The organism is Marinitenerispora sediminis (genome assembly GCF_003336425.1).
GTDB lineage: Bacteria > Actinomycetota > Actinomycetes > Streptosporangiales > Streptosporangiaceae > Marinitenerispora > Marinitenerispora sediminis.
On record NZ_QEIO01000078.1, the window covers coordinates 1 to 25,623 of the forward strand.

23 protein-coding genes and 1 pseudogene are annotated in these 25,623 nt (G+C 76.2%); 7 read left to right on the plus strand and 17 right to left on the minus strand.

The annotated features are described in order from the left end of the window. Positions 1–858, plus strand: an 858-nt coding sequence (locus tag DEF28_RS15755; RefSeq protein WP_199493336.1) for an NDP-hexose 2,3-dehydratase family protein, incomplete at its 5' end; no start/stop codon positions are given. A gap of 22 nt (positions 859–880) precedes the next feature. Here DEF28_RS15755 and DEF28_RS28105 read toward each other — a convergent pair. Then, entirely contained in the window at positions 881–1,876 is a 996-nt protein-coding gene (locus tag DEF28_RS28105) for an NAD-dependent epimerase/dehydratase family protein (RefSeq protein WP_114433457.1), read from the minus strand. Further along, entirely contained in the window at positions 1,873–2,469 is a 597-nt protein-coding gene (locus tag DEF28_RS28110; RefSeq protein ID WP_114399995.1) for a dTDP-4-dehydrorhamnose 3,5-epimerase family protein, read from the minus strand. Before DEF28_RS28110 ends, DEF28_RS28105 begins: the two co-directional genes overlap by 4 nt. Before the next feature lie 592 nt (positions 2,470–3,061). On the opposite strand from DEF28_RS28110, the gene DEF28_RS15765 reads away from it, so the two are divergent. Next, a complete protein-coding gene (locus DEF28_RS15765) occupies positions 3,062–4,351 on the plus strand; it encodes an MFS transporter (protein WP_114399996.1) in 1,290 nt (429 codons plus the stop codon). 1,206 nt (positions 4,352–5,557) lie between these two features. Here the strand turns inward: DEF28_RS15765 and DEF28_RS15775 are convergent. The 4 genes from DEF28_RS15775 to fdh form a co-directional block, all read right to left on the minus strand. Continuing rightward, on the minus strand, positions 5,558–6,760 hold the full coding sequence (locus tag DEF28_RS15775) for a zinc-dependent alcohol dehydrogenase (RefSeq protein ID WP_114399998.1): 1,203 nt from the start codon (positions 6,758–6,760) through the stop codon (positions 5,558–5,560). 73 nt (positions 6,761–6,833) lie between these two features. Next, on the minus strand, positions 6,834–7,850 hold the full coding sequence (gene nrfD / locus DEF28_RS15780) for an NrfD/PsrC family molybdoenzyme membrane anchor subunit (RefSeq protein ID WP_114399999.1): 1,017 nt from the start codon (positions 7,848–7,850) through the stop codon (positions 6,834–6,836). Continuing rightward, on the minus strand, positions 7,847–8,797 hold the full coding sequence (locus DEF28_RS15785) for a 4Fe-4S dicluster domain-containing protein (RefSeq protein ID WP_114400000.1): 951 nt from the start codon (positions 8,795–8,797) through the stop codon (positions 7,847–7,849). Before DEF28_RS15785 ends, nrfD begins: the two co-directional genes overlap by 4 nt. After that, entirely contained in the window at positions 8,798–12,061 is a 3,264-nt protein-coding gene (fdh, locus tag DEF28_RS15790) for a formate dehydrogenase (RefSeq protein WP_114400001.1), read from the minus strand. It abuts the gene before it with no gap. A 224-nt stretch (positions 12,062–12,285) separates the two neighbouring features. On the opposite strand from fdh, the gene DEF28_RS15795 reads away from it, so the two are divergent. Continuing rightward, the gene (locus DEF28_RS15795) at positions 12,286–13,374 is read left to right on the plus strand and encodes a glycosyltransferase family 9 protein (protein WP_114446162.1); all 1,089 of its coding nucleotides are present in this window, start codon (positions 12,286–12,288) and stop codon (positions 13,372–13,374) included. A gap of 75 nt (positions 13,375–13,449) precedes the next feature. Here DEF28_RS15795 and DEF28_RS15800 read toward each other — a convergent pair whose 3' ends face one another. Beyond that, positions 13,450–14,412 carry an NAD(P)-dependent oxidoreductase gene (locus tag DEF28_RS15800; RefSeq protein WP_114400239.1) on the minus strand — a complete coding sequence of 321 codons (963 nt, stop codon included), beginning with the start codon at positions 14,410–14,412 and terminating at the stop codon, positions 13,450–13,452. A 59-nt stretch (positions 14,413–14,471) separates the two neighbouring features. Here DEF28_RS15800 and DEF28_RS15805 point away from each other — a divergent pair, with 59 nt between their 5' ends. Then, positions 14,472–14,891, plus strand: coding sequence for a MerR family transcriptional regulator (locus DEF28_RS15805; protein WP_114400240.1), 420 nt, complete (start codon positions 14,472–14,474; stop codon positions 14,889–14,891). Positions 14,892–14,898: 7 nt separating this feature from the next. On the opposite strand, the pseudogene DEF28_RS15810 reads toward DEF28_RS15805, so the two are convergent. The 4 genes and pseudogenes from DEF28_RS15810 to DEF28_RS15825 form a co-directional block, all read right to left on the minus strand. Continuing rightward, positions 14,899–15,228 (minus strand): annotated as a pseudogene (locus DEF28_RS15810) (IS982 family transposase); the annotation flags it as partial. Between the two features lie 316 nt (positions 15,229–15,544). After that, positions 15,545–15,940, minus strand: coding sequence for a DUF2267 domain-containing protein (locus DEF28_RS15815; RefSeq protein ID WP_114400242.1), 396 nt, complete (start codon positions 15,938–15,940; stop codon positions 15,545–15,547). A 52-nt stretch (positions 15,941–15,992) separates the two neighbouring features. Continuing rightward, a complete protein-coding gene (locus tag DEF28_RS15820; RefSeq protein ID WP_114400243.1) occupies positions 15,993–16,406 on the minus strand; it encodes a ChaB family protein in 414 nt (137 codons plus the stop codon). Between the two features lie 42 nt (positions 16,407–16,448). Further along, positions 16,449–16,886: a four-helix bundle copper-binding protein gene (locus DEF28_RS15825; protein WP_114400244.1), complete on the minus strand. Its 438-nt coding sequence runs from the start codon at positions 16,884–16,886 to the stop codon at positions 16,449–16,451. A gap of 153 nt (positions 16,887–17,039) precedes the next feature. Here DEF28_RS15825 and DEF28_RS15830 point away from each other — a divergent pair, with 153 nt between their 5' ends. Further along, complete coding sequence (locus tag DEF28_RS15830; RefSeq protein ID WP_114400245.1) at positions 17,040–17,408, plus strand: DUF3140 domain-containing protein; 369 nt, start codon at positions 17,040–17,042, stop codon at positions 17,406–17,408. Positions 17,409–17,444: 36 nt separating this feature from the next. Beyond that, positions 17,445–18,764: a PP2C family protein-serine/threonine phosphatase gene (locus tag DEF28_RS15835; RefSeq protein WP_114400246.1), complete on the plus strand. Its 1,320-nt coding sequence runs from the start codon at positions 17,445–17,447 to the stop codon at positions 18,762–18,764. A gap of 19 nt (positions 18,765–18,783) precedes the next feature. Here the strand turns inward: DEF28_RS15835 and DEF28_RS15840 are convergent, their stop codons facing one another. Next, positions 18,784–19,518 carry a metallophosphoesterase family protein gene (locus tag DEF28_RS15840; protein ID WP_114400247.1) on the minus strand — a complete coding sequence of 245 codons (735 nt, stop codon included), beginning with the start codon at positions 19,516–19,518 and terminating at the stop codon, positions 18,784–18,786. Continuing rightward, positions 19,515–20,339 carry a nucleotidyltransferase family protein gene (locus tag DEF28_RS15845; protein ID WP_114400248.1) on the minus strand — a complete coding sequence of 275 codons (825 nt, stop codon included), beginning with the start codon at positions 20,337–20,339 and terminating at the stop codon, positions 19,515–19,517. Before DEF28_RS15845 ends, DEF28_RS15840 begins: the two co-directional genes overlap by 4 nt. Before the next feature lie 385 nt (positions 20,340–20,724). Between DEF28_RS15845 and DEF28_RS15850 the strand changes: the two genes are divergently transcribed. Next, on the plus strand, positions 20,725–21,480 hold the full coding sequence (locus tag DEF28_RS15850) for a dienelactone hydrolase family protein (protein WP_114400249.1): 756 nt from the start codon (positions 20,725–20,727) through the stop codon (positions 21,478–21,480). Between the two features lie 29 nt (positions 21,481–21,509). On the opposite strand, the gene DEF28_RS15855 is transcribed toward DEF28_RS15850, so the two are convergent. The 4 genes from DEF28_RS15855 to DEF28_RS15865 all read right to left on the minus strand — a co-directional run. Beyond that, positions 21,510–22,181, minus strand: a complete 672-nt coding sequence (locus DEF28_RS15855) for a hemerythrin domain-containing protein (protein WP_233515329.1) — start codon at positions 22,179–22,181, stop codon at positions 21,510–21,512. Then, positions 22,091–22,324 (minus strand): hypothetical protein, encoded by a 234-nt coding sequence (locus tag DEF28_RS28465; RefSeq protein ID WP_233515330.1) that lies wholly within the window; start codon positions 22,322–22,324, stop codon positions 22,091–22,093. Before DEF28_RS28465 ends, DEF28_RS15855 begins: the two co-directional genes overlap by 91 nt. A 756-nt stretch (positions 22,325–23,080) precedes the next feature. After that, positions 23,081–24,490 carry an aldehyde dehydrogenase family protein gene (locus DEF28_RS15860; RefSeq protein WP_233515328.1) on the minus strand — a complete coding sequence of 470 codons (1,410 nt, stop codon included), beginning with the start codon at positions 24,488–24,490 and terminating at the stop codon, positions 23,081–23,083. Positions 24,491–24,684: 194 nt separating this feature from the next. After that, a partial coding sequence (locus tag DEF28_RS15865; protein ID WP_114446164.1) for a BtrH N-terminal domain-containing protein occupies positions 24,685–25,623 on the minus strand: 939 nt, incomplete at its 5' end.

The following is a 25,623-nucleotide window of genomic DNA, read 5'->3' on the forward strand; positions in this document are numbered from 1 at the left end:
GACGTGCTGCAGTCGGAGCATGGCGCGTGGTTCCACCGCAAGTCCAACCGCAACGTGATCGTCGAGGCCGCCGGCGACGTGCCGGCGCACGAGGACTTCTGCTGGCTCACCCTGGGCCAGATCGGCGAGCTGCTGCGGCGGGACGCCGTGGTGAACATGGACAGCCGCTCGGTCCTCGCCTGCGCCCCGCTGCCGGACCACGAGCCCGGCGCGCTGCACTCCGACACCGACGTGCTGTCCTGGCTGACCACCGAGCGGTCCCGGCGCGAGGTGCGGGCCCGGCTGGTCCCGCTGGCGGGGCTGGCGGGCTGGGAGCGGAGCGCGTCGGCGGTCGAGCACGTCTCCGGCCGGAGCTTCCGCGTGGTGGCGGTGCGCGCCGCGGCGGGCAACCGCGAGGTCCCGGGGTGGACGCAGCCGCTGGTCGAGCCCGCGGCCGCGGGCGTGGTCGCGTTCGTCCTCCGGCGCTTCGGCGGCGTCCCGCACCTGCTGGCGCGCGCCCGGGCGGAGGGCGGGCTGGCGGACGCGGTCGAGCTGGGGCCCACCGTGCAGCACGTGCCCGACGGTGTGGTGGGCGTGGACGCGGACCCGCCCGCGTTCCTCGACCTGGTGCTGGGCGCCGGCCCGGAGCGGATCCGCTACTCGGCGGTGCACTCGGAGGAGGGCGGCCGGTTCCTGAACGCGGTGAGCCGGCACCTCATCGTGGAGGCCGGGCCGGAAGAGGCACCGGAGGAGGCGCCGCCCGGCCACCTGTGGGTGACCCCGGGCCAGTTGACGTCGCTGGCGGGCAGCGGCCGCTACGTCAACGTCCAGGCGCGTACCCTCCTCGCGGCGGTCAGCAGCCGGGCGGCCGTCCTCTGACCTCCGCCGGCCCGGCGCCGGATCACACCGGCGCCGTCGCGATGGCGGCCGCGGCGCGGAGCAGCCCGTCGCGCAGCGGGACGCGCGGCCGCCATCCGGTGATCCCGCGAAACATCGAGGAGTCGACCACCACGCCGTGGAAGTCGTTGGCGTCGGCGTGCGGCGGGGGCGGGACGGAGACGAGGGGGACGGCCGGGCGGCCGGTCAGCTCCGCCACCGCGCCGGAGACCTCGCGAAAGACGTCGCGGAGCCGCGTTCCGCTCCCGGTCCCGACGAGCCAGTGCCGCCCGGCGAGCGGCTCCGCGTGGTCCAGTGCCGCGGCGAACGCCCGCGCCGCGTCCTCGACGTGCAGCAGGTCGCGCCGCACGGACCCGTCGTGCCACATCGTCAGCGGCTCGCCGGCGAGCGCGCGGCGGATCATGGCGGAGACGACTCCGCGGTCGGCGGCCCCGGGGACGTGCCCGAACACCGTGGGCAGGCGCAGCGACACGGCGCGCAGCACGCCCTGGGCGGTGGCGTCCATCAGGGCGCGTTCGGCGGCGAGCTTGTGCCGCGGGTACGCGGTGGTCGGGGCGTCGCGCTCCGTGCCGTCGATCCGCTCGGCCGCCGGCACTCCGGCCTGCATGGTCGTGCCGGCGAACAGCACGGTGGGCGGCGGTCCCTGCGGCCGCTCGGCGCGCACGGCCGCCACGAGGTCGCGGGCGAGGCCGGCGTTGACCCGCTCGGCGGCGGCGTCGCCGTCGGCCACCCGCCAGCTCGCCTGGCCGGAGATGTGCGCGACCAGGTGGATGACGGCGTCGGCGCCCGCGACCGCGGCGGCGAGTGCGCCGGGACCGGTGAGGTCGGCGACGAGCGGTTCGTGCTCGGCCGCGGCGCCGGCGGGCAGCGGGCCGACGGGCCGGCGGGCGACCGTCCGCAGCCGGATGGGCCGGCGGGCCAGTTCACGGGTGACGGCGGAGCCCACGAAGCCCGAGGCTCCGAGGACCGCGACGAGCGGGCGGTGTCCGGTGGTGTTCACAGCGACTCCTCGATCGTGCGGCACGTGTCGTACTCGGGGAGCAGCCCGCGCTCCCGGGCCTCGGCGAGCGTGGGGGCACCGCAGTCGCGGTCGGACAGCAGGGGGTCGAGCCCGTCCGGGAGCGGCAGGCCGAGCGCGGGGTCGAGCGGGCGCACGGCGAGTTCGTGCTCCGGGGCGTACTCGGCGGACATGAGGTAGCTCATCAGGGTCCCGTCCTCCAGCGCCACGAACGCGTGGCCGACGCCCACGGGCAGGTACAGGGCCCGCGACCCCTCCCCGTCGAGCGGGACCGCCTCGCAGCGGCCGAACGTCGGCGATCCCTCGCGCAGGTCGATGACGAGGTCGAGCGCGCGGCCCGCCAGGCAGCACACGTACTTGGCGGTCCCGGGCGGGGTGCGCGTGTAGTGCACGCCGCGGACCGTGCCGCGGCGCGAGCGGCTGTGACTGGTCTGGGCGACGGGGAACGGGGGGCGGCCCGCGGCCCGGGCGAACGCGTGCCGCTGGAGGGGGGAGGTGAAGGCCCCCCGGTCGTCCCGGAACACCTCGGGGGTGAATTCCAGGGCGCCCTCGACGCCCAGCCTCCGGACTCTCATCACGACTCCTCCAGGTTCGGTGCCCGGATTCCCCGGGCCGGCTTCGGGCCGCTGTCGATTTCCTCGGGAAAACGCCGTGCGGGAAAAGGGCGCACCGGCGGACGGCGCGGCGCGATTTCGGTGGGCGCGACGCAATTCCCGCCTGTGCTGCCGCCCGCGGATCGGGCGGCGGGCCCGCCGCCGCGCACGCCGTGGGCCGGGGGCGCCGGTATGCACCTGCCCGGGGCGGGCGCCGGAAAGAACGTAAGACCCTGCCACCACATTTCGCAAGGTTCGGAATATCAGGCGCTTTATTCGGAACAGGGGGTGCCCGCCGGGTCGAATACGCGGCCGGCGGTGCCGGCGGTCGCGGACCTGCGCGTTCCACAGGCGGTGGGAATCCGGCGGAATCGCCGAGCGACCGAATTCGGACGGAATCGTTGCCGGGGTCCGCGCGGTGCGGCATCATGACGCCGGCGAACCGGAGCCGCACCGCCGCGTCCGGCCGTCCGGCGCGCGGTGGCCGCCGCCGCGAGGCACCGCAGGTCCGCGTCCCGCGCCCAGCACCGGCGGCGCCGGGCGCGCAAGCCCCCTGACGGACGAAGGAGGACGCGTGGTGGAGGCGAGCGCCGACGGCGCCACGGCGGTTGGCGGCGTCCGGTCCTACCTGGCCGTGCTGCGCACTCCGGGCCTGCCGGTGTGGACCCTGGTCCTGCTCTGCCAGCGGCTGCCCGTCGCGATGGCGCCGCTGGCACTGGTCTACCTGGGGCGGGAGGTGACCGGCTCGTTCGCGGCCGGGGCACTACTCGCCGGCGGGCACGCGCTGGCCGAGGCCGCCTGCGCCTCGTGGCTCGGGCGGCGCTTCGACCGGCGCCCGGCCGGCCGCGAGGCGTTCCTCGTGCTCGGCGCGGAGGCGGCGATCTGCCTCGCGCTGGCCGCCTTCGCCCACGTCCTGCCGTTCCCGGTGATCGTCGCGCTGGCCGCGCTGGGCGGGGGCGTCGCGGCCGGGGCCAACGGCGGGCTGCGCAGTCTGCTGCAGCACCTGGTCCCGCCGGGCGCCCGCCCGGCCGCGTTCGGGTTCGAGGAGACCGCGAGCGCGACGATGTGGGCCGCCGCCCCCGCGCTCGTCGCCGCCCTCGTCGTCCTCGGCTCGGGGACCTGGCCGACCGCCGCCATGGGAGCGGCGGCCGCCGTGGGCGCGATCGCCGCCCTCGGCCTGGCGTCCGCTCCGCCGGCGGAGCCGCCGGCGCCGGGGCCCGCGCGGGCCGGCGCGCTGGGGCGGATCTGGCCGTCGCTCACGCTGGACGGCCTCGCGATGTTCACGCTGGGGGCGGCGTCCACCTCCCTGCCCTCCCTGCTCACCGGGCTGGGGGCCGGCGAGTCGGCGCCGGGGCTGGTCCTGTCGGCCGCCTCGGTGGCCGGTGTCGTCGGCGGCTTCTGCTACGGCCTGCGCCGGTGGCCGGCGCAGCGCCTGCACTCCGGCGCGCTGCTGGTGTGCTACTGCGCGGTGACCGCCTGCCTGGCGCTCGCGCCCGGATGGCCGGCGGTGGCGGCGCTGTTCGTGGTGGCCGGCCTGGTGCAGACCCCGACGCTCGTCTCGCGTGCGATGGTCGTCCAGGGCCAGTTGCCGGAGTCGCGGTGGGCCTTCGGGTTCTCGTCGCTCTATGCCGCCAAGGGGCTGGGCTACGGCGCCTCCGGCGTCCTCGTCGCGGCCCTGCTCACCTCGATCGGCCCGGGGCCGGCGGTCGGCGTGTGCGCACTCGCCGCGGCGCTGGTGGGCCTCGCCGCCGTCTGCTGCGACCTCGCGCTCGGCCGGCGTCCGGCCCCGCGCCCGGATACGGGTGTCGATCGCGCCGGCGGCCCGGGGCAGCTCCCGGAGGAGGGCGGGGAGGCGCTCCGGTGACGGGTGCCGGCCACTGGCCGCGAGGCTCGGCGCCCCGGCGCCCGAGCGGGACGTGGCGGTGCGGCGGGTCCGGGCCGGCAGGGTCGGGCTGAGGGCGCCGGCTCCTCGTCCGGGGGCCGACCGGGTGGCGGCCGCCCTGGCGGATGCCGCCGGTCCGGCCCCCGGCGCGCTAGCGCCCCGCTCCCCCGGGCGAGGCGCGCGCCGCCGTGCCGTCCGAGGTAGCCCGCGGCCCCCTCGTCCCCCGTCGCGGCCAGCGGCAGCTCGCCGCCGCCGTCCGTCCAGTGCCCCGGCGCCGGAGCGGCACGCGGCGGTGCGCCGGGCCCGCCCCGCCGACCCGGGCGGCCAGGATCCGGTCGTCCCGCGACCGGGACGGCCGGCGAGGCGGGGCCCGGCCGTGGTCGCGGCTCCGCGGTGAGGCCGTGCCGGAGTGCGCCGCGGCCGGGGCACCGCTCACTGGTCGCGGTCGCGGCCCGCGAGCTCCTCAGCCGCGTGGGCCGGGCCGGGGACGCCGGCCGCGTCCTGGCGTACCTGTCCGGCGACCGGCACCTGCGGGTCGCGGCCGTCGGACGCGTCACCACCGCGGGCGCCGGACCGCTGTCCTCCACGGCGGCGCCGACAGCCGCGCCTCGTCCGCCGCCCTGGTCGGCGCGGGAACCGACCCGCTGCTCGGGGTGATCGCGGTCCTCGTCGTGGCCTCGGCCGAAGGCGCTCCGCGCCCGGCCTCGGGCTCGGTCTTCGTCACCGCCGCCCCGACCGGGGCGAGGCCCGAGAGCGCCTTCGTGCCGCTGACGGCTTGGCGCCGCTCCGCTCTTCCGCAGGGACCGCCTCACCGGATGGGCCCATCCGCTGGTCCCCGGAGGCGGTGCGTGACGCGCACCGCAGCCGCGCGTTCCCCGTCGTCCGACCACCGCTCCCGGCCGGTCGGCCCGCCGTGCGCCGGGCGGACCGCTGGTCGCCGGTCAGCTGACCGGCACCGCCGCCACACGGCCGGACCGGTCGGTGGAGGCCCGGACCCGCTCGTCCCGCCCGCCGCTGCCGCCGCGGCGGTGTCCGGCCTCCGCGGCTTCGGAGCGACGCCACTTCCGCCACTGAGAGCAGTCGGCGGCGGACTCCGGGCAGCGCGCCGGGCCGCCCCGTGCGGGGCCGGGCCGCGGTGGCGCGGCCCGGCCCCGCGGCGCGTGCGCCGGGTTCGCCCCCGGCGCGCGGTCACACGGTGGTGAGGGCGACCTTGGTCCACCCCGGCTCGCGGCGGTCGAAGGTGGTGTAGGCGTCGATGACGCCCGGCAGCGGCTCCTCCTGGGTGAGGACCGAGGTGCCGCTCACCACCCCGCTCGCCACCAGGTCGACCAGGTGGGGGATGTAGCGCCGGTGGTGGCAGTTGCCCATGTTGATGGCGAGGTTCTTGTTCATGGCGGTGCCGAACGGGAACCGGGTCATGCTCGGCGGGTAGACGCCGATGACCGACAGCGTGCCGGCCTTGGCGAGCGCGTCCACCGCCCAGCGCGCGGCCTGGGACGGCGCGTCGCCGGGTACCCAGGTGCGGCCCTGCGGGTTGGTCCGCGGCGCGACCTCCGCGACCTCGTCGGCGAGGCCGGCGGGCTCGTCGGAGCGGCCCGGCCCGCGCGCGGGACCGACCGCGTCCACGCCGACCGCGTCGATCACCCGATCCGGTCCGATGCCGCCGGTCAGCTCCACCAGCGCCTCGACGGGGTCCTCCTCGTCGAAGTCGACCACCTCGGCGTGCAGCGCGCGTGCCTGCTCGAGGCGGCTGGGGACGCGGTCGACCGCCAGCACCCGGCCGGCGCCCTGCAACCGGGCGCTGATGATGCTGAACAGGCCCACCGGGCCGCAGCCGAACACGGCGACGGTGTCGCCCGGTCCGATCTCGGCCAGCCGGGCGCCGAACCAGGCGGTGGGGAAGATGTCGGAGAGCAGGATCGCCTCCTCGTCGCTGACCTGCTCAGGGATCGGGACCAGTCCGACGTTGGCGTAGGGCACCCGGGCCCGCTCGGCCTGCAGGCCGTCGAACGCGCCGGTGCTCTCGGGGCCGCCGAAGAAGGCGGTGCCGGCGCGCCGGCCGTTGGGGTTGGCCCGGTCGCACTGCGCGTAGTAGCCGGCCCGGCAGTAGCTGCAGGTGCCGCAGCCGATCGTGGACGGGACGACCACGCGGTCGCCGGGCCGGAAGTTGCGCACGCCGGGGCCGACCTCGGTGACCACGCCCACGGCCTCGTGCCCGAGGACGGTGCCCTCCCGCATGCCGGGGACCGTGCCGCGGACCATGTGCAGGTCCGTCCCGCAGATGGCGCTGGTCGTGATCTGCACGATGGCGTCGTGGGGGTCGCGGATCTCGGGCTCGGGGACGTCGTCGAGGCGGATATCGCCCACGTCGTGCCACACCACGGCTTTCACGGTGTTCTCCTCTCGGACGGGGCCGGCCGCGTCGGCGGCCGGCGGTGGTCATGGGGACCGCTGGGGCGCACCGTCAGGCCAGGCCCGCGGCGGCCCGCTCGCGGACGCGTTCGCGCTGCGGGACGACGGTGTAGCGGGGATCCTCGGCGGAGGCGATCCCCGCGTAGAAGATCCCGAAGCGCGTGCAGGCCGAGCCGGCGACGAGCGCGGCGCCGGAGACGCGGGCGGCCCAGCGGTGGCGGCCCAGCACGGCGGCGCCCAGGGCGCCGGTGGCGGTCAGGGCCTCGGCGGCGCGCAGCAGCACGCCGGCGCGGCCGCCGCGGTGGGTGTCGGCCACCGCTGCCGTCCGGCGCCGCATCCGGGCCAGGGCGGCGGTCTCCAGGGCCGCCCCGAACACGGCCGCGCGCCGCGCCGGGCCGTTCTCCGCCGGCGGGGAGCCGAGCAGGCCCACCCCGGCGGCCGCCGCCGCGCCCGACCCCGTGAACACGAACGGCATCTCCCGGTACCCCTCGTGCCAGGCGGGCACCGCGGTGTCGCAGATGAGCGGCGCCGTGTAGGCCGCCACGGCCGGGCCGAGGAGGGCGGCGCCCACGGTGGCCGCGGTGCCCGGGCGGCGGAACCGGCCGGTGAGCTCGGTGGCCGCGGCCGCGCCGGCGAGCGGCCCGTAGCCGGCGAGCAGCCAGGAGCCCACGCTCATCGGGGACGTGGGCTTGCAGACCCGCAGCATGTTCACGAACCGGGCCGGGCGGCCGAGGTCGTTGACCAGCGCCGCGACCGACCCCGTGATGGCGCCCAGCGCGGTGGCCTTCATGGTCCGGGCCAGCGCCGGCCGGCCGGAGAGCTCGGCGCCCGCGGCCAGCACCGAGGAGGAGCCCGCGAGTCCGCCGAGGAAGAGGTAGCCGGCGATGTCGCGGGCGGCCCACGGGATCCGGTTCAGCACGGGTCTGCCGTAGTAGGAGCGGAACCCGCCCTCGGGGGCCCGCCCATCCCGCCGCGGGGCGTCGGGCCGGGCGCGGGCCGATCCCGTCAGGGCGTCGCGGGCGGGTCGGGCGCCGCGCACGCCCTGCCTGGTCACGTCGGACGTGCTCACCGTCGCCTCCCGAGGAACGTCGCGGCGAGCCCGGCCAGCAGCACGGCGGCGGCGGTGCCGGCGTGCCGCCACATGGCGGGCAGGTCGCGGGTGGTGACCACCGGGTCCGGCGGCAGGCCGTAGACCTCGGGGTCGTCGAGCAGCAGGAAGAACGCGCCGGCGCCGCCGACCCCGTCGCCGGGGTCCTCCCCGTACAGCCGTGCCGAGTCGACGCCGGCGAGCTGGAGGTCGGTGACGCGGCGGGCGGCGCGCTCCCGGAGTTCGTCGAGTTCGCCGAACTGGATCGAGTCGGTCGGGCACGCCTGGGCGCAGGCGGGCTGCTGGCCCGCGCCCAGCCGGTCGTAGCACATGGTGCACTTCCACACGCGGCCGTCGTCCTCGCGCTTGTCGATGACGCCGTAGGGGCAGGCCGGCACGCAGTAGCCGCAGCCGTTGCAGATGTCCTCCTGCACCACCACGGTGCCGTACTCGGTGCGGAACAGCGCGCCGGTGGGGCAGACGTCGAGGCAGGCGGCCTCGGTGCAGTGCTTGCAGACGTCGGAGGACATCAGCCAGCGGAACTCGCCGCGGCCGTCGGCGCCGGCTCCGTCGCCGGGGCGTTCGAAGGACGGCATGCCGAGGTCGACCGCGGCCGCCTCGCCCGCGGGTCCGGCGCCGTCGCGCGCGACCCCGGTGTGCTGCCGGCCGAGGGGGCGGCGCTGCTCGATGAACGCGACGTGCCGCCAGGTGTCGGCGCCCAGCCCGCCGCTGTTGTCGTAGGAGGTCGCGGCGAAGTTCAGCCCGTCCTCGGGGATGGCGTTCCACTCCTTGCAGGCGACCTCGCAGGCCTTGCACCCGATGCAGACGCTGGTGTCGGTGAAGAAGCCCACGCGGGGCGGGTGGTCGGGGTGGCCGGCCGCGCCCGCCGGGTCGGCCGGGCCGCCCGGCGCGGGGTCGTTGGCGGTCATTCACACCTCCGTGCCGGTCGTGTCGGTGATTCCGGCCCGCCGCTGGTACTCCCGGACGAGTTCGAGCAGGGCGGGCCCGCGCGGGCGGCGGCCGGGGCGGATGTCGGCGGTCAGGGCCTTGACCTCCTGGATGTGCACGTTGGAGTCCAGCGCGATGGAGGACAGCTCGTTGGCCGCGTCGCCGGTGCTGTAGCCGTTGGGCCCCCAGTGGTAGGGCAGCCCGATCTGGTGGACCACGCGGCCGGCGACCCGCAGCGGCACCATCCGCTCGGTGACGAGCACCCGCGCCTCGATGGCGTTGCGGGCGCTGACGAGGGTCGCCCAGTCGCCGTGGCGCAGCCCTCGCTCGGCGGCGAGCTCGGGCGAGACCTCGCAGAAGAACTCGGGTTGCAGCTCCGAGAGGTAGGGCGTCCACCGGCTCATCCCGCCGGCGGTGAAGTGCTCCGTCAGCCGGTAGGTGGTGATCACGTACGGGTAGACGAGCGCGCCCGGGTCGCCGCCGGCGGGGTGGTACCGGTTGAGCGGGTGCGGGTAGACGAGCCGGGTCGGGCAGCGCTGCTGCGAGTAGAGCGGGCTGGTGACCGGCGAGTCCTGCGGCTCGTAGTGCGTGGGCAGGGGGCCGTCGGTGAGCCCGGCCGGCGCGTACAGCCAGCCCCTGCCGTCGGCCTGCATGATGAAGGCGTCGGTGCCCGTGAGCGCGTCCGGGCCGGTGGCGCCCTCGGGCGGCCGGTAGTCCGGGGGCCGGGTGCCGTCGAAGTCCGGGACGTCGTGCCCGGCCCAGCGCCCCTCCTCGGGGTCCCACCACACCAGGGCCTTGCGCTCGCTCCACGGCCGGCCGTCGGGGTCGGCGGAGGCGCGGTTGTAGAGGACGCGCCGGTTGGCGGGCCAGGCCCACGCCCACTCGGCGGCGATCCAGTCCTGCTGGTCGGCGGGTCTGCGGCGGCGGGACTGGTTGACGCCGTCGGCGTAGACGCCGCAGTAGATCCAGCACCCGCAGCTCGTGGAGCCGTCGTCGCGCAGCTCCTGGTAGCGGGACAGCGGCCGGCCGGCGGCGTCGCGGCCGTTGATCTCGGCGAGCACGGCCTCCGCGCTCGGCTCGTCGCCGTCCTCCAGCGGGTAGTCCCAGGTCAGGTCCAGGACCGGCCGGTCCATGGGGTCGGTGGAGCCGGCCAGTTTCTCGCGGATGATCCGGCCCAGGTGGTACATGAACCACAGGTCGCTGCGCGCGTCGCCCTTGGGCCGCACCGCGGCGTCGTGCCACTGGAGCATCCGGTTGGTGTTGGTGAAGCTGCCGGACTTCTCGGTGTGCGAGGCCGCGGGGAAGAAGAACACCTCCGTGCCGATGTCCTCGGTCCGCAGTTCGCCGGTCTCGATCTCCGGGCCGTCCTTCCACCAGGTGGCGCTCTCGATGAGGGAGAAGTCGCGCACCACGAGCCACTCGAGGTTGGCCATGCCGAGCCGCTGCGCCCTGGAGTTGGCGGAGCCGACGGCCGGGTTCTCCCCCATGAGGAAGTAGCCGCGGCAGCTGCCGTCCAGCTGCGCCATGACGGTGTCGTAGGTGGCGTGCGAGCCGGTCAGCCGCGGGAGGTAGTCGAAGCCGTAGTCGTTGTCGGCGGTGGCGGCGTCGCCCCACCACGCCTTGAGCAGGCTCACCGCGTAGGCCCGCATGTTCGCCCAGTAGCCCTTGCGGGCGGCGTCGGCGCGCACGAAGTCGTCCAGGCCGAAGTGCTGGTGGGCGTGCGGCATCGGGATGTAGCCGGGCAGCAGGTTGAACAGCGTCGGGATGTCGCTGGACCCCTGGATGCTGGCGTGCCCCCGCAGTGCCTGGATCCCGCCGCCGGGGCGGCCGATGTTGCCGAGCAGCAGCTGGAGGATGGAGGCGGCCCGGATGAACTGCGATCCGGTGGTGTGCTGGGTCCAGCCGACCGCGTAGCAGAAGGCGCTGGTGCGGTCGCGCCCGGAGTTCTCGGTCAGGTGCCGGCACACCTCCAGGAAGGTCTCCTCCGGGATGCCGCAGACGTCTCGGACCACCTCCGGGGTGTAGCGGGCGAAGTGCCGGCGGAGGATCTGGAACACGCAGCGGGGGTGCTCCAGCGTCTCGTCGTAGGAGGGTTCGCCGGTGATGGCGGCGCCGCCGGAGCCGTGCTGCTCGGAGCGTCCGGAGGAGCCGACCCGGTGCCGGCCCTCCTCCCGTGCCGCCCACTCCGCCCGGGACATCTGCTCGCGCTGCCCGGCGGCGGCCGCCACCTGGGCGCCCTCGTACTGCCAGCTGTCGGGGTCGTAGTCGCGGTCCTGCGGGGAGAAGCCGGAGAACAGGCCGTCCAGGTCCTCGGTGTCGCGGTAGTCCTCGCAGACGATGGTGGCGGCGTTGGTGTAGGCGAGCAGGTAGTCGCGGAAGTAGGCGCCGTGGGTGATGACGTGGTTGATGATGCCGCCGAGGAAGGCGATGTCGGTACCGGCGCGGATGGGCACGTGCAGGTCGGCGTGGGCGCTGGTCCGGCTGAAGTGCGGGTCGACGTGGACGACCACGGCGCCGCGCGCCTTGGCCTCCATCACCCACTGGAAGCCGACCGGGTGCGCCTCGGCGAAGTTGGAGCCCTCGATGACGATGCAGTCGGCGTGCTGGAGGTCCTGCATGAACGTGGTGGCGCCGCCGCGCCCGAACGACGTGCCCAGCCCGGCGACGGTGGCGCTGTGGCAGACCCGCGCCTGGTTCTCCACCTGGATCACGCCGAGGGAGGTCAGGAGCTTCTTGATCAGGTAGTTCTCCTCGTTGTCCAGCGTCGCCCCGCCGAGGCTGGCGATCCCGAGGGTGCGCGCCACCCGGCGGCCGTCCTCCTCCCAGCGCCAGGTGCGGCGGCGCGTCTCGATGACCCGGTCCGCGACCATGTCCATGGCGGTGTCGAGGTCGAGCTGCTGCCAGTCGCGGGCGTGCGGCGGCCGGTACAGCACCGTGCGCCGACGCGACGGTCCGGTGGTGAGCTGCAGGGAGGCGGCGCCCTTCGGGCAGAGCCGGCCCCGGCTGACCGGCGAGTCCGGGTTGCCCTCGATCTGCACGACCTCGTCGTCGCGGACGTAGACGTTCTGCGAGCAGCCCACCGCGCAGTACGGGCAGACCGAGGTGACGACCCGGTCGGCGGTGCGGGTGCGCGCGGTGAGCGCGCGGCTGCGCGCCGACTCGGCCGCGGCGCCGCGCCCCAGCGGATCGTCCCCGGTCAGCTGCCGGTAGACCGGCCATGCGTCGAGCCACTGCCGGATGCCCATGCGCCCTCCTCGCCTCCGGCGGCCTCGGGCGGGCCGCCGGCGGCCGTGGACGCCGTTCCCCACGGCCGGGTGGGGCTCCCCTATCCGGATCCGCCGCGGTGACACGTCCCGATCCGGCCCGGCCGCGCCGGGCGCGCCGCCGACGCGGCGGCGGAACGCCTGCGACCAGTGGCTTCGCGCCCTACGGCCGGTTTGAAACCGCCCCGGCAAGGTAGCGGGGGGCCATGCGACGATCGTTAGCGCGCGGCGGGTACCGCGCGGTGGCCGCGGCCGCCGGCGGCCCGCCACCGCACCCCCGCCCGGGTGACCCGGCCCTGGTGGTGCTCCGCGCGCTCGGTCTGGGCGACTTCCTCACCGCGGTCCCCGCGCTGCGGGCCCTGCACCGCGCCTACCCCGGGCACCGCTTCCGGCTCGCGGCCCCGGCCCGGCACGCCGACCTGCTGGCGCTGGCCGGCCTGCCGCCGCACGTGCTGCCCACCGAGGGGCCGCGGACGCCGGTGTGGAAGGGGCCGCCTCCGGAGCTGGCCGTCAACCTGCACGGCCGCGGGCCGCAGAGCACGGCCGCGCTGCGCGCGCTGGGGCCGGACCGGCTGTGGACCTACGCCCATCCGGACCTGCCCGACGTGCCGGGCCCGTGCTGGGTCTCCGGCCAGCACGAGGTCGACGTGTGGTGCCGCCTGGTGGGCGAGTACGGAGTCACCGCGGACCCGGCGGACCTGCGGCTGGCCCCGCCCTCGGAGCGCAGCCGCCGCCCGGGCGCGGCGGTGGTGCACCCCGGCGCCGCGTTCCCGGCGCGGCGCTGGCCGGAGCTGCGGTTCGCCGAGGTCGCCCGCTGGCTCACCGACCGCGGCTACCCGGTCGTGGTGACGGGCTCCCGCGAGGAGCACCAGCTCGCGACCCGGGTCGCCCGCGTGGCGGGCCTGGAGCCGGACGCGGTGATCGCCGGCCGCACGTCGCTGACCCGCCTGGCGGCCCTGGTGGCGGAGGCGTCCGTGGTGGTGTGCGGGGACACCGGTGTCGGCCACCTGGCGACGGCCTACGCGACACCGTCGGTGCGGCTGTTCGGCCCGGTCTCACCGGCGCAGTGGGGTCCGCGGATCGACGGCCTGCGCCACGTCTGCCTGTGGGCGCAGGGCCGCGGCGACCCGTGGGGGACGCGGCCGGACCCGGGGCTGCTGCGGATCACCACGCGGGACGTGCTGCTGGCCCTGGAGGAGCTCCTCGCCCGCGACGTCCCCGTCCCGTCCCCGCGGACGGGAGCGACCGCCCGCCCCCGGTCGGCCGCCGCGTCCGGAGGGCAGCGGGTTCCCTGAGCCGGGGCCCGGACGGCCCCGCCCGCGGCCGCGGACCGCCGCAGGGCGCGGAGCCTCCCCGGGGAGCTCCGTGAGTCAGCCGGAGACCGGGGAGCCGGCCGTCCGCACGAGGAGCTCCGTCAGGCGGGACATGCTGTCGGCGCCGTAGCCGGCGTCGACACCGCGGCGGGCCAGCGCCGTCGCGGCTCCGATCGCCCCGTCGTCCAGTCCGCGGGCGCGCGTGGCGTGCACGACGTGCTCCATCCCGGCCGTGATGGAGCGCAGGCTCGACACCGGGTCGGGGTGGTGGCCGGAGTCCACGTTGCGGGCGAACTCGTCGATGGTCCAGGGCAGCAGCTCGTGGAGGCCTTTCGCGAACGGCGCCAGGTCGGTCGCGGAGACCCCTTCCGCCGCGGCCAGGGCGAAGCCGTGCGCGATGCCGCTCACCGCGGTCCAGAACATGTCGAGCAGGGCCACGTCGTAGGCGGCGGCCCGGCCGGGATCGGCGCCGAGGTGGACCCGCCGCCCGCCGAGGGCGGCCAGGGCCGCGGCGTGCCGCTCGTACAGCGCCTCGGCTCCGCTGAACAGGATCACCGCGTCGGGGCCGCCGATCGTGGTGGTGGGCGTCATGATGGAGCCGTCGAGGTATCCGACACGCCGTTCGGCGGCCCAGGCCGCCATCTCCCGGGCGCGGCCGGGGGTGTCGGCCGTGAGGCTCACCAGGGTCCGGCCCGCGAGGGCATCGGCGGCGGAGTCGGCGATGGCGTGCACCGCGTCGTAGTCGATCACGCACACGATCACGAGCTGGCTCGCCGCCACCGCCTCGGCGGCGGTCCCCGCCCGCCGGGCGCCCCGCTCCACCAGCGGGTCGGCCTTGGCGGGCGAGCGGTTCCACACGGTCGTGGGGTGGCCCGCGTCGAGGAAGGCTCCGGCCAGCGCGGTGCCCATGGGGCCCAGGCCGAGAACCGTCACCGGCTCCGGGGCGTCGCGGTCGTCGTCGGGGTGCCCGTCGAGGTGGTCGTGGTCGTGGTCGGTGGCGTCGTGTCGTTCGTCCGTCATGGCCGTTAAGCTAAAGCTTCACGTCGACGTGAGAGTCAACGTCCTGTGCCGGAGGTCACATGCGCATCGGAGAGCTGGCCCGGCGGACCGGCGCCAGTGAGCGGGCGCTGCGCTACTACGAGGAGCAGGGGCTGCTCCGCCCGGCCCGCAGGCCGAGCGGCTACCGCGAGTTCACCGAGGCCGACGCGGCGACCGTGCGCCGCATCCGCACCCTGCTGGCCGCGGGACTGGGCACGGCCGTGATCGCCGAGGTGCTCCCGTGCATGGCCGACGCCGACGGCCAGCTGGCGCCCGCCTGCGCGGAGCTCACCAGCGAGCTGATCAAGGAGCGCGACCGCATCAGCGAGGAGGTCGGTGAGCTGCTGGCCGCACGCGCCATCCTCGACGGCATCATCGCCGCACCGGTCCCCGCGGCGCCCGGGGGCGAGGGGACCGCCCCGGCTCCCCGCCCCGCGGAGGACTGCGCCGCGGCGGTCTAGATGCTGGTCAGTGGCCGTAGGCCACGAGTGAGCGCTTGACGGGTGCGTCGATCAGCCAGTCGTGCCGGACCACGGCGTTGAGGGCGAGGATCCGCTGGCAGCTGCGCGCCCAGAGGCCTTCCCGGATGCGTGCGGTGCGGCGTTCCAGGCCGAGCTGGTTCTTCAGGGCCCAGATCACCGCTTCGATGCGGTGGTGCAGCCAGTTCGGGAAGATGCCGGGGTGGGGCTCGTCGCGGCGGGCCGGGCGGACGAGCACGGGGCCCGGGGCGGCCGCGGCCTTCTCGCCCCGGGCCCCGGCGAAGCCCTTGTCGCCCACGATCGGGCACGGCCCTGCCGCCCTGCCGGCAGCTCCCGGCTCGGGTGCTCCCGGCCGCTCCCCCATGCCGGCGCGTCCGCGCGCCCCCGGGTTGCTAGCGCCCCGCACGCCGCACCCGACCTCCGGATCGGGGCTCGCGGATGCGTCCCCGTGCGGGTGGCCGGACCGGCTGCGGCCCTCGCACACCCCCGGGCCCTTGGCGGCCGGGAGCGTCGCGGGAGCGGGGCCCCGCCGGGTACTCGGCGCCGCGGCCGACGGCCACCGCCGCGCGGCGGAGCTCCCGGGCGCCCCGGCGCCCGGGCTTCGCGGTGGTGTTCGGGCTACCGGCCGCGCGCGGTCACGGCGCGCCCACCGGGAACAGCTCCCGCATGTCCTCGGGCAGGACGTCGTGGGTCCGCTCCCGCAGCGGCTGGTCCACCGCCTCGCAGGTCACGGCGCACACCGCGCGGGCCAGGCGGCCGCCGCCGGCCCGGTCGGTGCCCGCGCGTTCGGCGACGCGGTCGAAGAACTCCTGCTCGCCGAAGCGCACGGCGCCGGCCGCCTCCCCCGTGGCGGCGGTCTCCAGCTGGTCGCCGATCTCGATCGGCAACTGGCCGGCGAGGTTGCGGGCGAGCCCGGAGGGCAGGCGTTCGGCGAGGGTCTGGAGCGTGGCGCGGGCGGCCCGCTCGGCCTCGCCGCGGCTGGCGAGCCGGGCGCGGTCCTGGACGTGTCCGATGAATTCGTCGTGCTGCACGGCGGACGCTCCTTAATTCTCGGGCTGCGTCGGGTCGCGGCGGCGGTCCGGGTCAGGAGGAGCGGGCGCGCCGGGTCCGCTTGGCGTTCTCCTTGCGCAGGGCGTCCACGAGCTCCTTCTTGGACATGGAGGAGCGTCCGGCGACGTCCATCTCGCGGGCCCGCTCGTAGAGGTGCTTCTTGCTGGCGTTGGCGTCCACGCCCCCAGCCGTCTTCTTGTCGCCGCCGCGCTGCTTGGGCGCGCGCGGGTTGCTCGCCTGCTTGTCGGACGGCCCCTTGCGGCCCTTGGGCTCCCAGTGGTCGCCGACCTTCTCGAACTCGTGCTTCAACGCCGCGTAGGCGACGCGGTGCGCCCGCTCGCCCTCTCCGTAGGTGTGGACGGCGGAGTCGTGCGCCTCGGCCCACGTGTCCTGGGCCTTCTTCGGCGACCGCTGCAGCGTGCTGGGCATCTCCTTGCGTGCTGGCATCGAACTGCTCCTTCCGGTGCGTTCGGTCGGTCGGGCGCCGGGTCAGGCGTCCGGGCGGCGGGCCGCGGGCGCCTTCGGCAGGGTGGTCAGCAGCTGCCGGCAGGCGTCCTCGCAGAGCCGGCAGGTGTCGGCGCAGAGCCGGCAGTGCTCGTGGCTGTCGGCGTGCCGTGCGCACTCGGCGGCGCAGATCCCGCAGAAGCGCACGCACGTCTCCAGCAGCGAGCGGTCGAGTTCGGGGTCGGGGGCGGTACGGCGGGTGAGCACCTGCTCCGCGGCCGCGCACACGTCGGCGCAGTCCAGGTTGCGCCGGATGCAGGTGACGAGGTCGGTGGCGTTCACTTCGCCGAGGCAGGCGTCGGCGCAGGCGGTGCACGACTGCACGCAGGCGGCCAGGCGCTCGACGCAGCGGGTGATGAGTTCCAGGTCGCCTTGGACGTCCTGTGGGTGGGTGCGCAGGAAGATTTCGGTCTGGGTGGCCATGACTGCCTCCGTGGTCGTGTGGGCGTCGCTGCCGTCCGCTCCCGCTTCAAGGCCGCTACCTCGCGCCCTGGGGCGTAAACATGGCGGGTTTGGGCTGGTGGCGGTGCGGTAGCGGGTCGGGAGGAGGAACCTGGGGCCGGGAGGGGATGCGGCGTGGCACCGGACGGGCGGCTGGATCCGGCGACCGAGGAGCTCTGGCAGGAGTTCCACCGGCTCGTGAACATGCGCGGCGACGAACTCCGGACCTGGCTGGTGACTGACGCCTCCGGCGAGGACGTGCTCGGCCCGGATCCGGACCTCGACCTCGCCTGGCAGGGACGGCGCGTCGTGCGGCTGCTCACGCGGCGGCGCGCGGACCTGACCCAGCAGGACGTGCGGGACATGCGCGAGGTGGTGCGCCAGGTGCGTGCGCTGCTCGACCGACCGCGGGTGGAGGACCCGCGGTGGCGGCACGCGCTGATGCGCCTCGGCCACGACCCGCTGCAGCCGGACTCGCCCCGTCCGGACGAGGAGCGCGGGTGACGGCGTCCCGGCCGGCGCCCGGCGAAGGGGGCCACCATGTCGGACGAGGGGCGTGAGGGGACGTTCTCCCCCGGGCTGCGGCGCGCGATGACCCGGCTCGCGCTGCTGGCCGACGTGAGCACGGCGCTCAGCAGCAGCCTGAACACGGAGGAGGTGCTGCAGAACCTCGCGCGGCTGCTGGTGCCCCGGCTCGCCGACTGGTGCGTGGTCGACCTGGTCGAGGACGAGGCCTGGCACGCGGCGTTCGCCCACCGGGACCCCGAGGTGACGATGCCGACCGGCTCGGAGGGGCGCATCCCGCCGCCGGACCCGTTCTCCGACACCCCGCTGGAGCGCGCGCTCGCCGGAGCCGGTCCGGTGCTCGTGGAGTCGTTCCCGACGGGGCAGGCGGACACCCCGCTCGGGCGGATGCAGCGCGACGCGCAGCGGCGGTTCGGCGCGGACACCGCGATCGTCGCCCCGCTGCTCGCCCGGCACCGGGTACTGGGGGCGCTGAGCGTGGTCCGGGCCGACCCCGCGCATCCGCTCACGGCCGAGGACCTCGACCTGGTCGAGGACCTCGCCTGGCGGGCGGCGCTCGCCGTCGACAACGCGCGGCTGTACGCCGCCCAGCGCGACACCGCGCAGGACTTCCAGCTGTCGCTGCTGCCCGAACTGCCGCATATCCCCGGCCTGGAGATGGAGGCCCGCTACCAGGCGGCGGAGGCGACGGCGGAAGTGGGCGGCGACTGGTACGACGCTTTCGTGCTCCCCGACGGCGCGACCGCCGTGGTGGTGGGGGACGTCGCCGGGCACGACCGCGCGGCCGCCGTGCAGATGGGGCACCTGCGCAGCATGCTCCGGGCGCTCGCGTGGGACCGCCGGGAGCCGCCCAGCGAGATCATGCGGCGGCTGGACACGATGCTGCACTACCTCAGCGACGCGCAGACGGCCACCGCCGTCTTCGGGCGGATCGAGGGCGCGGCGGCCGGGCGCTGGCGGCTGTGCTGGTCCAACGCCGGGCATCCGCCGCCGCTGCTCACCACGGCCGACAGCGAGACCCGGTTCCTCACGGACGGACACGACATGCTGCTGGGGGCGGTCGAGGGCTGCGGACGCCCCGACGCCCGGACGGCGCTCCCCGAGGAGTCGACCCTGCTGCTGTACAGCGACGGCCTCATCGAGCGGCGCGGCGAGCCGCTGCACCGCGGCATGCTCCGGTTGCGGCAGCAGGCCGCGGTGGTGGCGCGCGAGCCGCTCCCCCGGTTCTGCGACGCGCTGCTGGAGGGGATGCCGGACACGCCCACGGACGACGTGGTGCTGCTCGCCGTCCGGCCGGACGGGTGCCCGCCCGATCCGGTGCCCACTCGGGCGTGACGGCGCCCGCCCGCGGTGCTCAGACCGCCACCGGCTCCGGCACGGCCTCCAGCCGGTAGACGGCGTACGGGCGCCGCAGCACCGGCAGGGCGACGTTGCGCACCCGCACCCCGCCCGGGGTCAGCCCGCACTCCACGCCGGCGTGCGCGTGCCCGTGCACCGCCAGGCCGACCTTGGCTCCGTCCACCGCCTCCGCCAGCAGGTAGCTGCCGAGGAAGGGGTAGATCTCCGGCGGCTCGCCGGCCAGGGTGTCCTTCACGGGGGCGTAGTGGGTGAGCCCGACCCGCAGGTCGGCGTCGAGGTCGCGCAGCGCGGCGCCGAAGCGGTGCGCCACCTGGCGGCCGTGCCGGACGAAGCCCTTGATCTCGGGCTCGCCGAACTCCGAGGCGCACTTGCCCGCGAAACCGCCGCCGAAGCCCTTGGTGCCGGCGATCCCGATTCGGCCGCCCGGGGAGTCCAGCGTCACGCCGTCGCCCTCCAGGACGGTGATGCCCTCGGCGCGCAGGCCCTCGGTGATGGCGTCCTGGGCATCGCAGTGGTAGTCGTGGTTGCCGAGCACGGCGACGACCGGAACGCCGAGTCCCCGGAATTCCGCCGCGACGACGTCCCCCTCCTCCGCGGTGCCGTGCTTGGTGAGGTCCCCGGCGAGCAGCAGCACGTCGGCGCTGTCGGCGAGGCCGTCCAGCCGGCTGCGGTAGTGGCCGCGCATCTCCTCGTCGAGGTGGACGTCGCCGACCGCGGCGATCCTGATCATGCGAGCCGCTCCTCCTCGGTGTCGCCTTCCATGGGGTCGACGCTCAGGTCGTCGTGGACGACGTAGTCGGGCACCATCTCCCTCGCCACCGCCAGCACCATGCGCCGGCGTTCCCTGCTGGGCAGGTCGCCGGACAGGTGGACGTCGGTGCCGTGCACGCGGACCCGGATGCCCAGGGCTCCCGTCCGCGGGTCCTCGGCCAGCGCCTGCTGCAGGTGGCCGGCCAGATACTGCGGTTCTTCTCGTGCCATGGGGTTCTCCTCGTTCGGGCCGATCACCGCGAGGTGCCGCAGCAGCACCAGGAAGGCGTGGGCGTAGGGGGAGTCAGCGGTCGCGGCGCGCACCGCCGGCCAGTCGACCTGCTCCCGCAGGGCTCGTGCGATCTCCAGCGGCGCGGAGAAGTCGCAGTGGTGCTCGGTGAAGGCGCGCAGCAGCATCACCATGAGGTCGGTGGCGTCCAGCACCGGGACGTGGATGGAGTTGACCTTCATCGGTGCCGCGCGGCCGAGCATCTCGGGAGTGACCGGGTGCTCGCTGGGACGGTAGATGAGGTCGACCTGGCGGGCGTCGTCGTACATCTTGGCCAGCCAGTCCTCCGCGACCCGCACGGGTTCCAGCCCCGCTCGCGCGAGCGCGTCGACGGCGCGTTCGACGTCTCCGGGCAGCACGGCGAAGTCGACGTCGTGGTCGGAGGCGGTCGCCCCGCGGGCGTAGGCGGCGAAGCTGCCGCTGAGGGCGAACGGCACGCCCGCGTCCTTGAGGATGATCGCCACCCGTTTCAGCGTCGTCAGCAGGGCCGCGGTCTCCGGCCCCTCCCTCATCCGATCACCTCGCGCATGCGCCGACGCGCCGTTCCGGGCCGGGCGCTGGATGGGAATCGACACCGTCCCGCTACCGCGCCCTCCACCGTTCAAACGCCCGCGGCCGGCCCTTCGGCCCGCGCGCGCCCGAAAGAACACCGGAATAACCGCCGTCCGCACGTCGGTTCCGCGACGTACCGGGTAGAGGGGATGGGCGCCGCGCGGACCGCTCCTACCGGGGGAGGGGACGCGGGCGCGGCGCTGTCCGGGCGTGGCCGCCCGGCGGCTTCTTCCAGCGGGGCGTCGGGGGTCGACCGCGCCCCGCGCGCACCGGCGCGCCCGCGGGCGGGCGCCGCTGGACCACCTGGGACAAGGCCGGCAGCCGCCGGCGGGGAGGGAGCGTTGTATGGAGGTCGTGCCGATGGAGGTGCGCGTCGGCGACGTGGAGTTGCCCGGCGACCTGGCGTTACCGCCGCGGGCGCGCGGGGTCGTGGTGTTCGTGGAGAGCGACGACAGCCCGCGGCGCAGCCGGCGGGAGCGTTCGGTGGCCGAGGCCATGGTGAACGCGGGGCTGGGGACGCTGCTCGTGGATCTGCTGACGCGTGAGGAGGAGACCCGCGACCGGGGCGGGGAGTCGGCGATCGCGCCGCGGTTCGACGTACCGCTGCTCACCCGGCGGGTGACCGGTGTCGTGGACGAGCTCGCGACCGCCGAGCGCACCGCGCGGTTGCGGGTGGGGCTGTTCGGCACCGGCACGGCGGCGGCCGGTGCGCTGGGGGCGGCCGCCGCCCGGCCGGACCGGGTCAGTGCGGTGGTGTGCCGCAGCGGCCGCCCGGATCTCGCGTCGGAGCGGCTGCCCGCCGTACGCGCGCCCGTTCTGCTGATCGCGGGCAGCGACGACGAGCATCTCGTGCGGATCAGCCGCGCGGCGGCGGAGTCGCTGCACGGCGCGCATCGCGTCCATATCGTGCGCGGGGCCTCGCATGACTTCACCGAGCCGGGGCTGCTGGAGCACGCGACCGGTGCGGCGCTGGCCTGGTTCCGCGCGTACCTGCCCGATGAGGCGGAGGACCCGGCGGCCGCCCGGCACGCGGCCGACCCGGGGAGCCGTCCGGTGGGCGCACCGGGGCGGGAGGATCCGCGGCCGACGCCCGGGGAGTAGCTCGTACCCCGGGCAACGCCGTCCGCGGATCACCCGGGACGCAGGTGTGCGAACTCGGCGCGGCGGCGCCGTTCGAAGGCGGCCCCGAGCTCGGCGAGCCGTTCGGGGCCGACCGCGGAGCGCAGGTCGGGCAGCACGATCTCCTCCTCCTCGGCGAGGTGTGCACGCAGGTCGGCGGTGAGGCGCCGCAGCAGTTCGGCGAACCGGCGGCCGGCCGGGTCCACGGCCTTGAGGCGGGAGAGCAGCTGCTCGATGTGCCGCCGCGCGGCGTTGCGGCGGTGCAGGATCCCGGGTTCGGCGGCCTCCCGGGCGAGGACGCGGTCGAGTTCGGACTCGGCGGCGCACAGGTGCGCGACCACGCGGGCGGCGAGGTCGTCGAGCAGCTCGGGCCGGGCGGGGCGGTCCCGTCCGAGGCGGGTCAGCGCCGCGGCGAGTTCGCCGTTGTCGGCCCGGATGGGGGCGAGCGCGTCATCGGTGATGTCCGCTCGCCTCCTTCCGGTTCTCGCGTGCCCGGTGTGCTCGCCCGCTGCCCGCTCGGGGCGGCGCCATGCGTGCGACCTTCGGGCCGCTCCTCGTGGGCCGGTGCGGGGGGCGGGCGCTCGCCGGCGGGTCAGCGGCGGGTGCGGCGCGGCGCCTGGCCGGGGGTGGTGCCGTTGCCCCTGCTCCGTCCGCCGATGAGCGGGACCCAGCTCGGGATCCAGCTGCTGTCGTCCTCCTCGTCGTTCTCCTCCTTCGCGCAGCCGACGACGGCGCCGACGCTGAGCGCCGCTCCGATTCCGCCCTTGATGAGCGTGCGGCGGCGGACGGCGGCATCGCTCTGCTCCGTCGGCTCGTTCTTCGCCATGTGCCTCTCCCCGTGGACGCGGGACGCGCGGGGCCGCCGGGGTCCGGCCGGTGCGGCTCCGCTGGGTCGCGAACGACCCTACGCCATTCTGTAGCAGGAAATCCCCTTTCTCGCCCACAAAGTTGCCAATAAGGAGCATTTGGCTCTGGGGCGGTCGGCGACCTGCGGCGCATGGGGGACACTCTGGCCGTGAGCTGTCCCGCATCGCGTCGATGAGCACCGGCGCGCCTCCCCGAACACCGTCCGGCCTCGACCACAGGCCGGGCGGCGCCACGGGCCAGGTGGGGAGCGCCGTTCGCACCACGTTCCGCGGCACCAGGCGGCGCGGCCACGCTGACCGGTTCACCCCCGCCGGACTGGCCCGCGTGGCCGCGATGGCGCTGCTGCCGCACCAGAGGCAGCACCAGGACGCCCCGGGGACGCCCCCGTGGCGGCGCCACCTCCATCCCGCCTGCGAGCGGACGCGGACGCTGTGGCGGTGGTCGTCATCGCCAGGCGGCGCGGGGCCCCGCGCCGCCGAGGCGGTCATGGGCCGCGTTCGCGTGGCGCCGCCCGGTCGGGGCGCTCCGGCGCGCACCCGCCCTCAGCGGGGGCGCGGACGGGTCCCCGGGCGCGGCGGCGATCCCAGCCCGTCCGCGCGGGCGGGGGCCCGCAACGACGTTCCCCGAGCCGGCGCCTTCGCGGTCAGCGCCGGTTCCGCACCGCGGTCGCCGGCCCACCCGCGTCGCGCGCCGCCCGCCTCCCGGGACAGCGCGTCTAGCCCGCCGTCGCGGTGTGCCGCACCCGGATCCGGGTGTACTCCAGCAGCCCCCAGTACCCGTACTCCACCCCCAGCCCGGAGTCGCGGGTACCGCCGAAGGGCACGTCGTGCCGGAGCTCCCCGTGGGTGTTGATCCAGGTGGTACCGCAGTCCAGCCGGGCGGCCACCTCCCGGGCCGGCTCCTGCGGCCCCCACACCGAGCCCCCGAGCCCGAAGCGCGTCGCGTTGGCGCGCGCGACCGCCTCGTTAATGGTGGAGTAGCCGATGACGGGGATCACCGGGCCGAACTGCTCCTCCAGCTCCAGGGCGGTGCCCGCGGGCAGGTCCGTGACGACGGTCGGCGGGAAGAAGTGCCCCGGACGGTCGAGCGGGGCTCCCCCGGCGACCGCGCGGCCGCCGGCGGCGACCGCGTCCGCCACCAGGCCGGCGACCCGTTCCAGCTGGCGCCGGCTCACCAGCGGACCGAGGTCCGTGGCGGGGTCCAGCCCGTCGCCGACCCGTGCCGCGCCCGCCAGTGCCCGCAGCCGCTCCACCAGGTCGGCGCGCAGCCGCTCGGGAACGTAGACCCGCTTCACCGCGGCGCAGAACTGGCCGCTGTTGCGCATCGAGCGGTCGAACAGCTCGCTGGCCACCCGGTCGAGATCGACGTCGGGGAGCACGATCGCCGGATCGTTCCCGCCGAGTTCCAGGACGGTGCGGACGAACCTCGGCGCGGCCTGGCGCGCGATCGCGCGGCCGGTCTCCACCGATCCGGTGAAGGAGATCAGCCGCACCGCGGGATGCTCGGTGAGCGCCCGGCTGATCGCGGTGCCGCCGGAGATGACGTTGAGCACCCCCGGCGGCAGGCCGTCGCGCAGGATCTCGCCCATCAGCAACGTGGACAGCGGGGTGGCCGGCGAGGGGGTGAGCACCACCGTGTTGCCAGCGAGCAGGGCAGGGGCGACCTTGCACACGGCCAGGATGATCGGGAAGTTGGACGGGGCGATGGCCGCGACGACACCGTGCGGCACCCGCTCGACGGTCACGCGCGCGGCGCGGTCGGCCACCGGCTCCTCCGGGGCGATGACGAGGTCGGCGGTGCGCGTGAACCAGTCAGCGGACAGCCGCACCTCGGCGAGCGCCGCGCGCAGCGGCTTGCCCTGCTCCCGGGTCACCAGTTCGGCGACCTCCTCGGCGCGGACCGCGAGCGCCTTGCCGCACTGCCGCAGGAGTTCGCGGCGGCGCGGGAGCGGCAGGGCGGCCCACGCCGCGGCCGCGCCGGCGGCGGCGTCCACCGCCTCGTCCAGCTGGCCGGCCGAGCACGCCGGCGCGTAGGCGAAGACCTGGGCCACGGCCGGATCCTCGACCGGGGTCCGGGCGGCGCCGCCGACCGCCCGCCCGCCGATGGTCAGGGCGGCGGCTACCACGCCCGGCCGCCCGTCGGCTCGGCGTCCGGGTGGGAGGCGGACGCGAGCCGTGCCGCCGGCGCCGGGCCGGCGGCGCGGAGCGGCGCGGCAGCCACGCGGGGGGAGGGGAGAACCATCGTGATCGCCTCGATTTCCGGTCGACGTGGAGGTTGCGGGACCCCGCGGTTCCGGCGCGCGGTCCGGGCGGGAGGAGGTCAGCGGAGCAGGTCCGCCGCCAGCTCCTCCTCGATCTCGGCGAGCAGCCGCAGCAGGCGTGCGAGTTCGCCGGCGTCCCCGGTCGCCGCGGCGGAGTACGCCTCTCCGCAGACGCGGGCCTTGCGGTCGCAGAGGTCGGCGGCTTCGGGACGGTGGCAGGTTCGGAAGAAGTCGGCGTAGTGCCCGGCCCGCACCGTCGCGAGCGGGAGTTCGAACCGGATGAGTCGGCCGACGGTCGGCTTGGCCACGAGGTCGGCCCCGGCGCGCAGCGCGGCGGCGCCGGTCGGCCACGGGGCGCCGGCGGCGTGGGAGTAGTCGGCGCGGATCGCTCCCAGAGCGTCCGCGAGGGCGGTCGGCCCGGTGTCCGCGCGGGTCGGGGAGTGCCAGAGCTGGTAGCTGCCGCGGCGGTAGCCGATCTCCTCAGCGCACCAGGCCCGCAGCAGGGTCTCGCGGTCCAGCCGGACGTGCGGGAAGCCGCCGGGATCGTGCAGCAGGAGGTGGTCGTCCTCGATGGCGAAGCCGACGACGAAGTGGTCGACCTCGCCCGGCGGGTGGGGCGGGTGGTAGGGCAGGCCCGCCTGGTCCAGCGGGCCGATGAGGACCGGGCCGCGTGGCAGCAGTTCGGCCAGCCGCCGCCACGCCGCGGCGGCGGTCCCGGGCCTCTCCGACCGGAACTGGAAGCCGAGCCGGTGCAGCGCGTTGTCGATTCCGACATCGGGCGGCACCTGGCCGAGCACCAGGAGGTCGTCCGGCAGGAGGATGGCGCCGAGACCGACGCCGCTGAGGACCTCGACGAACTCCGGCGCGGCGTCGTGGCCGTGGCCGGCGAGCAGCATGCTGACGCTGTCGGCGTAGCAGTAGGTGCGCTGGCCCCGGTAGGGCGGCGGGTCCGCACCGGGGCGGCCGGCGGGCGGTCGGCTGATCGGGTTGGGTGGGTT

Coding starts and splice junctions, on each gene's coding strand:
- DEF28_RS15845 (WP_114400248.1), bottom strand. CDS start 20,339: ATGAGGGAGGGGCCGGAGACCGCGGCCCTGCTGACGACGCTGAAACGG.
- DEF28_RS28465 (WP_233515330.1), bottom strand. CDS start 22,324: ATGGCGAAGAACGAGCCGACGGAGCAGAGCGATGCCGCCGTCCGCCGC.
- DEF28_RS15795 (WP_114446162.1), top strand. CDS start 12,286: ATGCGACGATCGTTAGCGCGCGGCGGGTACCGCGCGGTGGCCGCGGCC.
- DEF28_RS15840 (WP_114400247.1), bottom strand. CDS start 19,518: ATGATCAGGATCGCCGCGGTCGGCGACGTCCACCTCGACGAGGAGATG.
- DEF28_RS15805 (WP_114400240.1), top strand. CDS start 14,472: ATGCGCATCGGAGAGCTGGCCCGGCGGACCGGCGCCAGTGAGCGGGCG.
- DEF28_RS15850 (WP_114400249.1), top strand. CDS start 20,725: ATGGAGGTCGTGCCGATGGAGGTGCGCGTCGGCGACGTGGAGTTGCCC.
- DEF28_RS28110 (WP_114399995.1), bottom strand. CDS start 2,469: ATGAGAGTCCGGAGGCTGGGCGTCGAGGGCGCCCTGGAATTCACCCCC.
- DEF28_RS15785 (WP_114400000.1), bottom strand. CDS start 8,797: ATGACCGCCAACGACCCCGCGCCGGGCGGCCCGGCCGACCCGGCGGGC.
- DEF28_RS15835 (WP_114400246.1), top strand. CDS start 17,445: ATGTCGGACGAGGGGCGTGAGGGGACGTTCTCCCCCGGGCTGCGGCGC.
- fdh (WP_114400001.1), bottom strand. CDS start 12,061: ATGGGCATCCGGCAGTGGCTCGACGCATGGCCGGTCTACCGGCAGCTG.
- DEF28_RS15820 (WP_114400243.1), bottom strand. CDS start 16,406: ATGCCAGCACGCAAGGAGATGCCCAGCACGCTGCAGCGGTCGCCGAAG.
- DEF28_RS15825 (WP_114400244.1), bottom strand. CDS start 16,886: ATGGCCACCCAGACCGAAATCTTCCTGCGCACCCACCCACAGGACGTC.
- DEF28_RS15800 (WP_114400239.1), bottom strand. CDS start 14,412: ATGACGGACGAACGACACGACGCCACCGACCACGACCACGACCACCTC.